The organism is Litorihabitans aurantiacus, from assembly GCF_030161595.1.
Lineage (GTDB): Bacteria > Actinomycetota > Actinomycetes > Actinomycetales > Beutenbergiaceae > Litorihabitans > Litorihabitans aurantiacus.
In genome coordinates this window covers 315,694-330,210 of sequence record NZ_BSUM01000001.1, presented here as the reverse complement: position 1 = coordinate 330,210, position 14,517 = coordinate 315,694, and the positions used below count along the sequence as shown (strand labels likewise).

Below are 14,517 nucleotides of genomic sequence, written 5' to 3'. Positions count from 1 at the left end.
ACGGGGCCTACCCGACAGGCCCCCGGGTGTCGAAGTTCTCGGGGTCCGCGAACCTGGTGGGCCGGATGCCGAGGCGGGCGTTGATCGCATAGGTCACGGCCCACAGCACCAGCCCGATCACGAGGATCACCCCCGCCACCTGGTACTGCAGCGGATCACGACCGGCGAGCGGGGTGACGAGGTACAGGCAGGTGACAGCTCCGAGCACGGGGATGACGGTCGGTGCACGGAACGCCTCGGGGGTGCGGGATCGCGCCGCAGGATCAGCACCGCGACGTTCACCACCGTGAAGACCGCGAGCAGCAGCAGCGCGGTGGTGCCGCCGAGCACGCCGATCACGTTCGACTCGGGGTTGAGCGAGACGGCCGTGATGAGCGCGAGCGCCAGGATCGTGGTGAAGACGATGGCCACCCAGGGCGTCTGCCGGCCGGGGTGCACGCGGCCGAGCACGGGCGGCAGCACCTTCTGGCGTGCCATCCCGTAGATGAGGCGGCTCGCCATCAGCATGTTGATCAGCGCGGAGTTCGCGACGGCGAACATCGAGATGAACGGCAGGATGCGGTCGATGGGCAGCCCGGGCGCGCCGGCGCGCACCACCTCCACCAGCGGCGTCTCGCTCGCCGCGAGGTCACCGACCGGCACGAGGGCGACGGCGACCACCGCCACCGCGACGTAGATGGCCCCGGTGATCCCCATCCCGGTGAGCATGATGCGGGGGAAGACGCGGGCGGGGTTCTTCGTCTCCTCGGCCATGTTGACCGAGTCCTCGAACCCGACCATCGCGAAGAACGCGAGCGACGTCGCCGTCGTGATCGCGAGGAAGACGCTCTTGTCCTCGGGGGTGTCGAACGCGACCACGCGGGAGAAGTCGGCCTGGCCGAGGGCGGTCAGCCCCACCATGATCACCAGCAGGAGGCCGGACAGCTCGACGAGGGTCAGCACCACGTTGGCCTTGACGCTCTCCCCCACGCCGCGGAAGTTCACGATCGCGAGGAGCACCATGAACCCGGCGGCGACCACGAGGATCTGCGGCGGGGTGGCCTCCCACCCGATCCCGACCGCGAAGTTCGAGGCGAACGCGCGCGACGCCGTCGACGCCGAGGTGATGCCGGAGCTCATCACGATGAACGCGACGAGGAACGTCACGATGTGGATGCCGAAGGCCTTGTGCGTGTAGAGCGCGGCCCCGGCGGCCTGCGGGTACTTCGTGACCAGCTCGAGGTAGCTGAACGCGGTCAGCGTCGCCACGGTGAAGGCGATGAGGAACGGCAGCCACGCCGCTCCCCCGACCTCGCCCGCGACCTGACCTGTCAGCGCGTAGACGCCCGTGCCGAGGATGTCCCCGACGATGAAAAGGAGCAGCAGCTTCGGGCCGATCACCCGCTTCAGCTCGGTCTGCTCCTGCGGCTTCTCGTCCCACGCGACGGTGTCTCGTGACATGCCCGACCCCTCGGCCTCGCCCGGCCCCCGCGGCTGGGATGCGCGTCACTGTCCTCCTGACCGGCGGTGTTGTCGAGGGTGTGGTGCGCCCATCCCTCGATCCCCACCGGTGTGACGCACCTCGCTACGGTCGAGAGGTGGCGGGGGCACACGGCGCTCGCCGACGGACGGAAGGAATCCCCCATGTCCTCGACCCGCACCACGACGGCGGCGCGCACCGCCGTCCTGGCCGCGACGGCGGCACTCACCCTGGGCGCGTGCTCCGGCGGCGAGGGCGACGCCACCGCGTCCCCCACCGAGACGCCGACCGAGACCGTCACGGAGACTGAGACCGCCGAGCCGACCGGCACGACCGAACCCGCCGACACGGACGACTCGCCCTCGCCGTCTCCCACCGCGAGCGAGGAGCCGGCGGCCTTCGACCCCGCCGCGGTCGACCTCGCCTCCGCGACGTGGACCGTCGCCTCCGCGGGCTGGACGGACGCGCCGCAGGACGTCACGCTCGCCGGCGGCACGGCGCCGATCACCATGAACGACTGGGAGGGCCAGGTCGAGCTGGTGGGTGAGCCCCTCCTCGTGGACCTGGACGGCGACGGGGCGCAGGACGTCGTCGCGGCCCTGGCCTTCTCGGCCGGCGGCGGCCCCGGGGGCGACGTCCTCGAGGTGGTCACCACGAACTACTACGCGTGGCACAACACGGGTGACGACCTCGTCCAGGTCCCGTTCGCGCTCGAGAGCTCGGGCGAGTGCGCCGACGGCGAGCCGACCTTCACGCCGTCGGCCTCCGGCACCGGGGTCGACATCGACCAGCTGCGACTGCGCAGCGAGTCCGCGTGCGCCGAGGGTCCCACCGTCCCGGTGCAGCGCACCGTGGTGCTGGAGCAGGACGCCGACGGCGTCGCGTGGCCCGTCCAGACGGCGCCGCACAGCGCCTGGGGCGGCGACTGCCCGGCGCTGCGCGGCCCCTCCAGCGAGACCGTCGACGGCGTGGTCGCGCCCGGGATCGACACCCCGGTCGCCCCGGACAACGCCGCCGTCGGGCTGCAGGAGAGCTACCTCGACATCGCCGTCCCCGGCTGGAGGGTCAGCGGGTGGCTCGAGGCGAGCGCGGACCCGATCGAGGCCTACTCCTGCGGCTGGGGCCAGCCCGACGCGTCGGCCGGCTGACCCTCCTGCGTCGCGGGGGCCCGGCGCGAGGAACGCTCGTGCCCGGCCCCCGCCGACCGCGGGCTCAGAAACCCTGCGCGAGACGGAAGTACGCCGCGTTCCAGCGCAGCTCCTTCTTCAGCTCCCGGATGGTCGTACCCGCGTCGATGAGCACCAGCTCGGTGCGCGCGATCTCGGCGAAGTCCTCGAACGCCTCGGCGCCCACCGCCGTCGACATCACGGTGTGGTGCGCCCCGCCGGCCGTCAGCCACGCCTGCGCCGACGTGCGGAAGTCGGGCTGCGGCACCCACACCGCGCGCGCCACCGGGAGGTGGGGCAGCGGGGCGTCGGGCTCGACGACGTCGACCACGTTCGCCACGAGGCGGAACCGCTCGCGCATGTCCGAGAGGGCGACGACGATCGCGGGCCCGGCGTCGGTGTCGAACACCAGGCGCACGGGGTCGGCCTTGCCGCCGATGCCGAGCTCGTGCACCTCGAGGCTCGGGCGCGCGGTGGTCAGCGACGGGCAGACCTCGAGCATGTGCGCGCCGAGGATCTTCTGGCGGCCGTCGGCCATCTCGTAGGTGTAGTCCTCCATGAGCGAGGCGCCGCCGGGCAGGCCGTGGCCCATGACCTTGGCCGCGCGCACGAGGATCGCGGTCTTCCAGTCGCCCTCCGCGCCGAAGCCGTAGCCCTCGGCCATGAGGCGCTGCACGGCGAGGCCCGGGAGCTGCTTGAGGTCGCCGAGGTCCTCGAAGCTCGTGGTGAACGCACCGAAACCGCCCTCGACGAGGAACGAGCGCATGCCGGCCTCGATCGCGGCGCCGTCGCGCAGGCTCTGGTGGCGCTCGCCGCCGGGGAGCAGCTCGGGCGAGACGTCGTACTCCGCGACGTAGGTCTCGACAAGCGCGTCGACCTCGGCGTCGGTCACCTGCGCGACGCGCGCCGCGACCTCGTTCACGCCCCACGTGTTCACCTGCACGCCGAAGACGCGCTCGGCCTCGGTCTTGTCACCCTCGGTCACGCCGACGAAGCGCATGTTGTCGCCGAATCGCGCCAGCTTGAGGCCGCGGACGTGCGCCCACGCCGTCGCCGCCCGCGCCCAGGTGCCGATCTCCTCGCGCACGAACGACTGCGACGCGTGCCCGACCACCGTCTTGCGCGCGACGCCGAGGCGCGAGGCCATGTAGGCGAACTCGCGGTCGCCGTGCGCCGCCTGGTTGGTGTTCATGAAGTCCATGTCGATCTCGCCCCACGGGAGGTCGACGTTCGCCTGCGTGTGCAGGTGCAGGAACGGCTTGCGGAGCGCGTCGAGCCCGGTGATCCACATCTTCGCGGGCGAGAACGTGTGCATCCAGGCGATGACGCCGACGACGGCGGGGTCCGCGTTCGCCTCGTCCGCCACCGCGCGGATCGCCTCGGTGTCGGTGAGGAGCTGCTTGAAGACGACCTTCACGGGGATCTCCGACCCGCCGTCCAGGTGCGCGACGATCTCGCGCGAGTTCGCCTCGACCTCCTGCAGCGTCTCGGGGCCGTAGAGGTGCTGGCTCCCGGTGAGGAACCAGATCTCGCGGCCGGCGAACGGGTCGAGGGTGGTCGGGTTCGTGGGGGGGACGGTCACGGGGGTCTCCTGAGGTCGCGGGGTTCGGGGGCGGGCGGGCGTCAGCGCCCGTAGACGTTCTGGTAGCGGTCGTACAGCGCGTCGACGTCGCCTCGCTCCATGGCCACCGGCTCACCCAGCTGGCGCGCGATGTGCACCGTGCGGGCGACCTCCTCAACCATGACGGCGGCCTTCACGGCGGCCTTCGCGTCCCTGCCGATCGTGAACGGCCCGTGGTTGGCCATGAGCACCGCGGGGCTGCGCGAGGCACGCAGCGTCTCCACGATGCCGCGGCCGATGGAGTCGTCGCCGATGAGCGCGAACGGGCCGATCGGGATCTCGCCGCCGAACTCGTCGGCGATCATCGTCAGCACGCACGGGACGGGCTCGCGGCGCGCGGCCCACGCGGTGGCGTAGGTCGAGTGGGTGTGCACGACGCCGCCGACCTCGCTCATGTGGCGGTAGACGTAGGCGTGCGCCGCGGTGTCGCTCGAGGGCGAGCGGTCGCCGTCGACCAGCGTGCCCTCGAGGTCGCACACGACCATCGCCTCGGGCGTGAGCTCGTCGTAGGTGACGCCGGACGGCTTGATGACCAGCAAATCCTCGCTGCCGTCGGCGGCCGCGCCACGCACGCGCTGGCTGACGTTGCCGGCCGTCCAGACCACGAGGCCCCAGCGGGGCAGCTCGGCGTGCAGGGCGGCGACGGCGGTGCGCGCCTGCGCGACGGCGTCGCGCATCGACTCGGGGATCGTGGCCACGGCGGCCTCCTTCTCGCGGATGAGTGGCGTGGGGCGGGTGGGTCAGACGGCGTCGACGGCGGCGCGCTCGATCGCGAGCCCGGCCTCGTAGCGCTCGAGGTAGGTGGCGTAGCCGGCGACGTCGGCCGGGTCGGGCTCGACGACGACCTGCTCGGCCGCGCCGAAGACGCGGGTGGCGAGGAAGTCGGCGAGCGTGGGGGCTCGCCGTCGGCCTCGATCGTGCGGGCCCGGTAGGAGGCCAGCACGGCGACGCCCCACGGGCCGCCCTGCGCCGCGGTCTCGCCGACGGCCACGGGGGCGCCGACGGCGGCCGCCAGCATCCGCTGGGCGACCCCGGCCGTGCGCAGCAGGCCGCCGTGCGCGACCAGCGTGTCCACCCCGACGCCCTCCGACGCCAGGATGCGCATGCCGAGGCTGAGCGTGCCGAACACGCCGTACACGTGCGCCCGCATCAGGTTGGGCAGCGAGAGGCGGCTGTCGGGCGTGCGCACGACGAGCGGGCGCCCCTCGGGCAGGCCGGTGACGGGTTCGCCCGCGAGGTAGTTGTAGGCGAGCAGACCGCCGCCGTCGGCCTCACCCTCGAGAGCCTGCGCGAGCAGGACGCCGAAGACGTCGTCGCGGTCGGCGTCGTGCCCCAGCGCCGTCGCGAACGCGTGGAACACGCCCGCCCACGCGTCGAGCTCGCTGGCGCCGTTGTTGCAGTGGACCATCGCGACCGGGTCGCCCACGGGCGTGGTCACGACGTCGATCTCGTGGTGCACGTGCGCGAGCGGCTCGGTGAGCACGACCATCGCGAACACGCTGGTGCCGACGCTGACGTTCCCGGTGCGCGGCGCGATGGCGTGCGTGGCGACCATGCCCGTACCGGCGTCGCCCTCGGGCGGGCAGAGCGGGATGCCGGCGGTCAGCGTGCCGGTCGGGTCGAGGAGCGCGGCGCCCTCGGGGGTGAGCGCGCCGGCGTCCTGGCCCGCGCGCAGCGAGACGGGGAACAGCTCGCGCGCGGGCGGCAGCGCCGCGGCGCCGTCGGCCTCGCGACGGCGCGCGATCCGCTCGTCGAGGATCGCCAGCATGGCCTCGTCGTAGTCCGCGGTGGCGGGGTCGACCGGGAAGATGCCCGAGGCGTCGCCGACCCCGACGACGGCGCGTCCCGTCAGGGCGCGGTGCACGTAGCCGGCCAGCGTGGTCACGTGGGCGACGCGATCCAGGTGCTCCTCGCGCTCGAGCACCGCCTGGTACAGGTGCGCCGCGGTCCAGCGCATCGGGACGTTGTGGTCCAGGGCCTGCGTGAGCTCGTGCGCGGCGGTCTCCGTGGTGGTGTTGCGCCAGGTCCGGAACGGCACGAGCAGCTCACCGTCGGCGTCGAGGGCGACGTAGCCGTGCATCATCGCCGAGACCCCGATGGCCGCGAGCGAGGTGGGGCGGACGCCGTGGCGGCGCTCGGCGTCGTCCAGCGCGGCCGTGACGCTCGCGCCGAGGCCCTCGTGCACGGCCTCGAGCGGGTAGGTCCACACACGCTCGGAGAAGGAGTTCTCCCACGCGTGGCTGCCGCTGGCGAGCACCTCGTGGTCGGGTCCGACCAGCACCGTCTTGATCGTGGTCGAGCCGAGCTCGACACCGAGCACGGCCGTCCCCGCCGCCAGGACGTCGGCGGCTCCCTGCTGCGTCATCGTCTGCACTCCCCGGGTCGACGTCGGGGCGACAGTAGCGGATGTGAACGCTCACATCAACCGGTGGCGGGCGGTGCTGCCGAGGATGCCCGGTGTCAGTCCCGCGCCGTCGGCGAGGCCGTGGAGTCACGCACCACGACCTCGGCGGGGATCGGCACGGCGTGCTCGGCCGCCTCGGCGCTCCCGCCCCCGATGGTCGCGACGAGCTGCCCGACGACGGTCTCGGCCAGCGTCCGGAAGTCCTGCCGGACCGTGGTCAGGGGTGGCCGCAGGTAGTCGGTGCCCTCGATGTCGTCGAACCCGGTGACGCTGACGTCCCCCGGGACGTCGAGGCCGCCCTCGCTCAGCGCACGCACCAGCCCGAGCGCCATGAGGTCGTTGCAGGCGACCACCGCCGTCGGACGCTCGGCGAGCGCGAGGATCCGCCGCCCGGTCTCGAAACCCGAGCGCGCCGTCCAGTCACCCTCCCAGACCGGGCCGGGCTCGAGGCCGGCGGCTGCGAGCTCGGCCGCCCAGCCGCGGTGGCGCTCGCGGGCGTCGAACCAGTCCGACGGGCCGGCGAGGTGGGCGATCCGGGTGTGGCCCTGCGCGAGCAGGTGCGCCGTGACGTCCCGCGCCGCACCGGCCTGGTCGACGTTGACGACGCCGTAGCGCGCCGTCGGCTGCACGCCCGCCGCGATCACGAGCAGCGGTGCGCGCGAGGCCATCCGCTCCACGGCCTCCACGGCGCTGACGCGGGGGGCGATGACGATGACGCCCTCGACGGCCTGGGAGTCCATCGCCCGCAGGGTCTCGGCCATCTGCTCGGCCATCGTCGCGGGATCCTGGTCGGGCACGGCCGTCACGGTGGTCGCGAACCCGGCGGCGCGGGCGGCCTCCTCCACCGCGAGCAGCGTCGAGGTGGGGCCGAAGCGCGCGGAGCCGCCGGTCACCACGCCGATGAGGCCGGACCGCGACGTCACGAGCGCGCGCGCCAGGCGGTTGGGGCGGTAGTCCAGCTCCGCCATCGCGCGCAGCACGCGCTCGCGCGTCTCCGGTCGCACGCTGGGGTGGTCGTTCAGCACGCGCGAGACGGTCTGGTGGGACACGCCGGCGAGCCGGGCGACGGTCGTCATACCCGCCGGGCGGGTGCGTGCGTGCGGGGTGGGCCCGCCGGGCGAGCCCTCCGAGGTGCCCCCACCGACCTCGGATCCCGTCACGCGCGCCCCCCGGGCGGGGCGGCGAGCTCGTCTGCCCGCCGCGCCGCCGCCCGCACCGCGGCCCCGTAGGCCGCGCGCACCGCGCGGTCGTCGAGCACCTCCAGCGCCGCGAGCGTCGTCCCCGCCGGGGACGACACGGCCTCCCGCAGCAGCGCGGGGTGCTCGCCCGAGGTCTGCGCGTAGGCGCCCGAACCCGCCACCGTCGCGGCCGCCAGCCGGAGCGCGAGCGCCCGGGGCAGGCCCCCGGCGGTCCCGGCCTCGGCCAGGGCGTCGATCAGGTGGAACACGTAGGCCGGCCCGGATCCGGAGATCGCGGTGACCACCGACTGCTGCTCCTCCGGCACGCGGACCACGAGACCGGTGCCGGCCAGCAGCAGCTCCACGAGGTCGAGGTGGTCACCGCTCGCCGTCGCCCCCGCGCTCACGGCGGCGACGCCCTGCCCGATCGTGGCGGGCGTGTTGGGCATGACGCGGACGACGGCGGTCCCCGCCGGCAGCGCCTGCTCGATCGCGGCGCAGGTCACCCCGGCGGCGATCGAGACCACGATCGCGTCCGGCCCGACGGCGTCCGCGACCTGCGCCAGGAGCGCCGGCACGTGCTGCGGCTTGACCGCCAGGACGACGACGTCGGCCCCGGAGACCGCGGCCACGTTGTCGTCCCCGCCGCTGACCTCGACGGGCGCGCCGCCACGATGACGCTCGGCGACCTCGCGGGCGTGACCCGCGCGCGCGTCCGTGACGGCGACGTGCGTGACGCCGTCGGCCCGCACGAACGAGGACAGCACGGCGCTGCCCATGACACCGGAACCCAGCAGAGCGACCTTCATGTCACATCCCGAAAGCGTCGTAGAAGGAGGCGCCCGCACCCTGCGGCGCCCGGAGCTCGAACGTCGTGGCCCCGTTCGACCACGCGACCCGGTCCTCGCCGGCACCGTCGGAGGCGACCGTGACGAACCCCACGGGGGCGCCACCGACGAGCACCTCCTCGCTGCGGACGGTCTCGCCGGCGGGCGGAACCTGCGCGAGGTGCTCCGCGGCGAGCTCGGCGCTGCGCCACTGGGCGACCACGAGCGTGGCCGACCCCTCGCCGTCGCCGTAGGTGAGGGTGTAGGCCTCGAGCGCGCCCGCGCCACGGAGGTCCTCGGCGGGCACCTGGTCGGTGACCGACCACGCGAGCACGCTGCCCGGGAGCGCGGCCAGCAGCGCGGTCGAGGTGTCGCGCTCGACCGGCGGCGCGGCCGGTGTCGGGACGGGCGCGGTGACGGTCTCGGTGGGGACGGGCGTCGCCGTCGGGTCCGGCTCCCCGCCGCCCGGGCGGGTCAGCAGGAGCACCACGAGCACCACCACGGCGACGCCGAGGACACCCCCGAGGATCTGGAACCGACGGCGGCGGCGGGCCCGGGACTGCTCGCTGGGCGGCCGCACCTCCATCTCCTCGCGCACGGCGCGGCGCGGTGGCGGTGCTTCCGTCGCCGGGGTCTGCTCTGGCACGCGTGTTCTCCTCGAGCCGCTGGGTGGCGCCTGGTCGGCGCTGGGCCGCCGCACAGCCAGCAGCCTAGAACAGAGGTGCGGCCGGCCCGTCGGGGTGCGGCGCGGACGCGGCGGTGTCGGTGCCGCCGGGTAGCGTCCCCGGCATGGCAACCAGGGCGACCCGATCCCCACGCGCGGCGTGGGAGTGCAGCGAGTGCGGCTGGCGCGCCGCGAAGTGGGTGGGCCGGTGCGCCGAGTGCCAGGCGTGGGGCACGGTCGTGGAGGCGGGCGGTCCGGCCGCCACCCGGTCCGCGACCGCGGCGACCCCGCCCCGCTCCCCCGCGCGCCCCATCGACGAGGTGGAGATCGCCCTCGTGGCCACGCGCACCTCCGGCGTCGGCGAGCTCGACCGCGTCCTCGGCGGCGGGCTCGTGCCGGGCGCCGTCATCCTCATGGCCGGCGAGCCCGGGGTTGGGAAGTCGACGCTGCTGCTCGACGTCGCGGGGCGGACCGCGCGGAGCGGGACGCGTGCGCTCTACATCACGGGCGAGGAGTCGGCCGCGCAGGTGCGGCTGCGCGCGCAGCGGATCGGCGCCGTCCACCCCGACCTGATGCTGGCGGCGGAGGCCGACCTCGGCACCGTGCTCGGCCACGTCGAGGCCGTCGACCCCGGGCTGCTGATCCTGGACTCGGTGCAGACGATCGCGTCGGCCGGCGTGGAGGGGGCTGCAGGTGGTGTCGCGCAGGTGCGCGAGGTCGCGGCCGGGGTGATCGCGGCCGCGAAGGAGCGCCACCTGCCGGTCGTCCTCGTCGGGCACGTGACGAAGGACGGCGGGATCGCCGGTCCCCGCGTGCTCGAGCACCTGGTCGACGTCGTGTGCCAGTTCGAGGGCGACCGGCACTCCCGGCTCCGCATGGTGCGGGCGGTCAAGAACCGCTACGGGCCGACCGACGAGGTGGGGTGCTTCGACCTGTCCGACACCGGGATCACCGGGCTGGCCGACCCCAGCGGGCTGTTCCTGTCCGAGCGGGCGACGGGCGAGCCGGGCACGTGCGTGACCATCACGCTCGACGGCGCGCGCCCGATGCCGATCGAGGTGCAGGCGCTCGTGGCCCCCTCGGCGACCCCGCACCCGCGGCGCGCCACCTCCGGGGTGGAGAGCGCCCGCGTGAGCATGACCCTGGCGGTGCTCGAGTCCCGCCTGCGGCTGGGGCTGTCGGCGAGCGACGTCTACGTCTCGACCATCGGCGGGGCTCGCGCCCAGGAACCCTCGAGCGACGTCGCCGTCGCCCTCGCCCTGGCGAGCGCGCACCGGCGGGCACCGCTGCGGCGCGGCCTCGTCGCGGTCGGCGAGGTGAGTCTCACGGGCCAGCTCCGCCCGATCACGGGGCTCGAGCGACGGCTCGGCGAGGCGAACCGGCTCGGCTTCACCCAGGCCGTGGTCCCGGCCTCGGCACGCGGCGGGTTGCGGGCACCGGCGGGGATGACGGTGCACTTCGCGGAGGACCTGCGCACTGCGTGGGAGGCGGCGAGCGAGCCCGTCCAGGAGCTGCGCGGCACCGGCAGCGACTGACGCGAACGCTGACGTAGAGTTCGCAGCATGTCCGACCTCCTCCCCGGCGCCACCGGCCGCAGCATCCTGCGCGCCATCGCACCCGGGACTGCGCTCCGGGACGGGCTCGAGCGCATCCTGCGCGGTCGCACCGGTGCCCTGATCGTCGTCGGCCACGACGAGGTGGTGGAGTCCATCTGCTCCGGCGGGTTCGAGTTCGACGTCGCCTTCTCCTCGACCCGCCTGCGGGAGCTCGCGAAGATGGACGGCGCGATCGTCCTGGACGCGACCGCCTCGCGCATCCTGCGCGCCGCCGTCCAGCTGCTGCCGGACGCGTCGATCGAGACGTCGGAGTCCGGCACCCGCCACCGCACGGCGCAGCGCGCCGCGGTGCAGACCGGCCTCCCGGTCATCTCCGTGAGCCAGTCCATGCGTATCGTCGCGGTCTACTTCGAGGGCGAGCGCTACGTCCTGGAGGACTCCGGCGCCATCCTCTCGCGCGCGAACCAGGCGCTCGCCACGCTCGAGCGGTACAAGGCCCGCCTCGACGAGGTCTCCCGGACGCTCTCGGCCCTCGAGATCGAGGACCTCGTCACGGTGCGCGACGTCGCCGCCGTCATCCAGCGCCTGGAGATGGTGCGGCGCATCGCGCTCGAGATCTCCGGCTACGTCTCCGAGCTCGGCTCCGACGGACGACTGCTGGCACTGCAGCTCGAGGAGCTCGTCGGCAGCGCGTCGCCCGACCGCGACCTCGTGGTCCGCGACTACCTGGACGAGCGTCGCAGCCTCGAGGACGCCCTGGCCGGGTTCGAGGCCATCGACTCGACCTCGCTCATCGACCTCGGGCGCATCGCGCGGATGCTCGGCATCGGCGGGGCCGCCGGTGACGCGCTCGACGCCGCCGTCTCCCCGCGCGGCTACCGCATGGTGGCGCAGGTCCCCCGGCTGCCGCTCCCGATCGTGGAGTCGGCCGTCGCCCACTTCGGCAGCCTGCAGCGCATGCTCGCCGCCACGGTCGAGGACTTCCAGCTCGTCGACGGCATCGGCGCGGTCCGCGCCCGGTCCCTGCGCGAGGGTCTCTCCCGGCTGGCCGAGACCTCCCTCATCGACCGCTTCGTCTGACCCGCCCTCAGTCGGGGACCAGGTCCGACACCGTCACCCGCGCGTGCGCGCGTCCGCCGCGCGCGGCGATCCGCACCTGCGTGCTGTCCGCGCCGGGCAGCACGATCTCGGACAGCGCGACGACGCCCTCCGCCGCCAGCACCTCGACGCTCATCGCGTCGAGCACGACGTCCAGGTCGAGGACCCGCGACTCGGGATCGGGCAGCGCCGCCCGCGTCGGACGGGTGAGCGCCTCGTCCGGGATCTGGCCCGAGCGCGTCCGGTCCAGCTCGAGCACGCCCTCGGCCACGAGCCACCGCAGGACCGTGCGCTCGTGCGCGCCCGCATGCACCGCCAGGTCGACCACCTCGGCGTCACCCGCGGCCAGGGTCGCGCGGATGCGCCGCTGCCGGATCCCCGCCGGTGCCAGGACGACCTCGATGTCGACGTCGATCTCGAGCTCGCCACTCGGCCGCTCTCGCTCGGCCAGCTCGGCCACGACGGCGCTCGCCAGCCTCGGTCCGGACGGCCCGCCGACGAGCGTCAGCTCGCGCGGCACCGACATCGCACCCTGCCAACCCTCGGTCGGGGCGCGGAAGGCCTGCCCCATCCACCCCACGAGCACCCGACGCCCGGGCACGCCGTTCCAGCTCGCGGCCGCGTAGAGGTCCGCGCCGTGGTCGAGCAGGCCGACGGGTACCTCGGGATCGGCGGCGAAGGTCTCGCCGTCGAAATCGCCGATCACCACCGGCTGCGCACCGCCGTCGGGCCCGTTCGTGCTCAGCAGCAGCACCCACCGCACCCGCTCGGGGTCACCGTCCACCGCGAGCGCGAACAGATCGGGGCACTCCCAGATACCCGGCACGCGATCGTCGGTGAACGTCGACGTCGTGCGCCAGTGCACGAGGTCGTCCGAGACGTTGACCACCAGCCGCGACGCGTCGGCGTCGACCGCGACCATCACCCACCACGCCCCCGCGGTGCCGTCGAACCGGAAGACCTTCGGGTCGCGGTAGTCCGTCCGCCCGCGGGCGTGCACAGGATTGCCGGCGTACGGGCTCCAGGTGTCGCCCCCGTCGGTGCTGACCGCGATCGACTGCGCCTGGTCGTCGCCGTGGACGGCGTGCCCGCGGTAGGCGCTCGTGTAGAACGCCAGCAGCGGCCCCTCGCCGCCCGCCCCGAGGCCGGAGTCGTCCGCGGCGTCGTGGACGACACTGCCCGAGAAGATCATCTCGTCCTCGCGGGCGGGGATCGCGACGGCGTGCTCGGTCCACGTCAGCAGGTCGGGCGAGGTCGCGTGCCCCCAGCAGATGTCGCCCCACTCGTCACCGCCCGCGTTGTGCTGGAAGAACAGGTGCCACACGCCGTCGTGGTGGATCAGCCCGTTCGGGTCGTTCATCCAGTGGCGGTGCGGGGTGAAGTGGAAAGCCGGTCGGAACGGCTCGACGACGGTCGCGACGCGGGAGCCCCGGTGGTCTGGCGATGACATGGTGCGAGACGTTACGTCGCCGGCACCCGGGGGTCAATAGGTATTGAGCGGCGGCGGAGACGTCGACTCCCGCACGACGACCTCGCACTCCACGAACTCGGTCACCGGCTCCGGCGGCGGGTCCCCGATGAGGATCTCGGCGGCGCGCGCACCGAGCGCGTCGTGCGGCAGCGCGACGGTGCTCAGCTCGGGCACCAGCTGGTTCGCGAGCGCCTCCTGGTCGTCGTAGCCGGCGATCGAGAGGTCGTGCGGGACGCGCAGGCCGAGGTCGCGGGCGGCCAGGTACGCCCCCAGGGCCATCTGGTCGTTGCCGCACAGCAGCGCCGACGGCCGGTCGTCGCCCTCCAGCACGCGGGCCGCGAGCCGGTACCCCGACCGTGTGCCGTAGTCACCGTCGAACCGGCGGACGGAGTCGAGCGGGAGCCCCGCGAGCCCCAGCGCCTCGTCGAGGCCCCTCTCCCGCTCGCGCCGGGCGTGGTCGCGGGCGGGACCGCCGAGGAACGCGATCGAGCGGTGCCCCAGGCCCAGGACATGCGCGGCGACGGCGCGGCCGCCCCCGCGGTCGTCCGGGAGCAGCAGGGCCTCACCGGGGGCACTCCCGTCGGCCGGCCAGCAGGCGACGAAGGCGGTCCGGACGGCGCCGTCGACATCACCGATCTGGACGGGCCGGGTCCCGGCCGAGGCGTGGACGACGGCACCCACGCCGCGGTCGACTAGCCCGGCCACGGCGTCGGTGACGTCGGCGGCGGTCGCCTCGACGTCGACGTCGATCACCATCACCGCGTGGGAGCGGCGCAGCGCCTCGCGCTGCAACCCGCGCAGGATCGAGCCCGCGAAGGGGTGGGAGGCGACACCGTGGGAGACGACGCCGATCGTCGTCGACCGCCCGATCCGCAGCTCCTGCGCCCGCCGGTCGGTCCGGTAGCGCAGCGTGCTCGCAGCCTCGAGGACGCGCTGCCTCGTGGCGGGCGCGACCGGGATGTCCCTGCGGTCGTTGAGCACGAACGACACGGTCGCCTGCGAGACGCCTGCGGCCCTGGCGACGTCGTTCATCGTCGGACGGCGCGGCGGTGGTTGTGACCTCATCTGACCTC

10 protein-coding genes and 2 pseudogenes are annotated in these 14,517 nt (G+C 74.2%); 3 read left to right on the top strand and 9 right to left on the bottom strand.

What is annotated here, in order from left to right:
• Nucleotides 1-7: 7 nt before the first annotated feature.
• Nucleotides 8-1,440: pseudogene (locus QQK22_RS01615) on the bottom strand (APC family permease).
• Nucleotides 1,441-1,623: 183 nt separating this feature from the next.
• Here QQK22_RS01615 and QQK22_RS01610 point away from each other — a divergent pair.
• A complete protein-coding gene (locus QQK22_RS01610; RefSeq protein WP_284248918.1) occupies nt 1,624-2,607 on the top strand; it encodes a hypothetical protein in 984 nt (327 codons plus the stop codon).
• A gap of 64 nt (nt 2,608-2,671) precedes the next feature.
• Here the strand turns inward: QQK22_RS01610 and araA are convergent, their stop codons facing one another.
• The 6 genes and pseudogenes from araA to QQK22_RS01580 all read right to left on the bottom strand — a co-directional run bounded on the left by araA (nt 2,672) and on the right by QQK22_RS01580 (nt 9,301).
• Complete coding sequence (gene araA / locus QQK22_RS01605) at nt 2,672-4,207, bottom strand: L-arabinose isomerase (RefSeq protein WP_284248916.1); 1,536 nt, start codon at nt 4,205-4,207, stop codon at nt 2,672-2,674.
• Nucleotides 4,208-4,248: 41 nt separating this feature from the next.
• Nucleotides 4,249-4,923 (bottom strand): L-ribulose-5-phosphate 4-epimerase, encoded by a 675-nt coding sequence (locus tag QQK22_RS01600; RefSeq protein ID WP_284252481.1) that lies wholly within the window; start codon nt 4,921-4,923, stop codon nt 4,249-4,251.
• Between the two features lie 63 nt (nt 4,924-4,986).
• Nucleotides 4,987-6,611, bottom strand: a pseudogene (locus QQK22_RS01595) (FGGY-family carbohydrate kinase).
• 95 nt (nt 6,612-6,706) lie between these two features.
• The gene (locus QQK22_RS01590) at nt 6,707-7,810 is read right to left on the bottom strand and encodes a LacI family DNA-binding transcriptional regulator (protein ID WP_284248914.1); all 1,104 of its coding nucleotides are present in this window, start codon (nt 7,808-7,810) and stop codon (nt 6,707-6,709) included.
• Nucleotides 7,807-8,637 carry a pyrroline-5-carboxylate reductase gene (proC, locus tag QQK22_RS01585; RefSeq protein WP_284248912.1) on the bottom strand — a complete coding sequence of 277 codons (831 nt, stop codon included), beginning with the start codon at nt 8,635-8,637 and terminating at the stop codon, nt 7,807-7,809. Before proC ends, QQK22_RS01590 begins: the two co-directional genes overlap by 4 nt.
• A gap of 1 nt (nt 8,638) precedes the next feature.
• A complete protein-coding gene (locus QQK22_RS01580; protein WP_284248910.1) occupies nt 8,639-9,301 on the bottom strand; it encodes a hypothetical protein in 663 nt (220 codons plus the stop codon).
• Nucleotides 9,302-9,444: 143 nt separating this feature from the next.
• Here QQK22_RS01580 and radA point away from each other — a divergent pair, with 143 nt between their 5' ends.
• Both radA and disA read left to right on the top strand, forming a co-directional pair.
• A complete protein-coding gene (gene radA / locus QQK22_RS01575) occupies nt 9,445-10,854 on the top strand; it encodes a DNA repair protein RadA (protein ID WP_284248908.1) in 1,410 nt (469 codons plus the stop codon).
• A 27-nt stretch (nt 10,855-10,881) separates the two neighbouring features.
• A complete protein-coding gene (gene disA, locus QQK22_RS01570) occupies nt 10,882-11,955 on the top strand; it encodes a DNA integrity scanning diadenylate cyclase DisA (RefSeq protein WP_284248906.1) in 1,074 nt (357 codons plus the stop codon).
• Between the two features lie 7 nt (nt 11,956-11,962).
• Here disA and QQK22_RS01565 read toward each other — a convergent pair whose 3' ends face one another.
• Both QQK22_RS01565 and QQK22_RS01560 read right to left on the bottom strand, forming a co-directional pair.
• Nucleotides 11,963-13,423, bottom strand: coding sequence for a glycoside hydrolase family 32 protein (locus tag QQK22_RS01565; RefSeq protein ID WP_284248904.1), 1,461 nt, complete (start codon nt 13,421-13,423; stop codon nt 11,963-11,965).
• A 33-nt stretch (nt 13,424-13,456) separates the two neighbouring features.
• Nucleotides 13,457-14,476, bottom strand: coding sequence for a LacI family DNA-binding transcriptional regulator (locus QQK22_RS01560; RefSeq protein WP_284248901.1), 1,020 nt, complete (start codon nt 14,474-14,476; stop codon nt 13,457-13,459).
• Nucleotides 14,477-14,517: the final 41 nt, after the last annotated feature.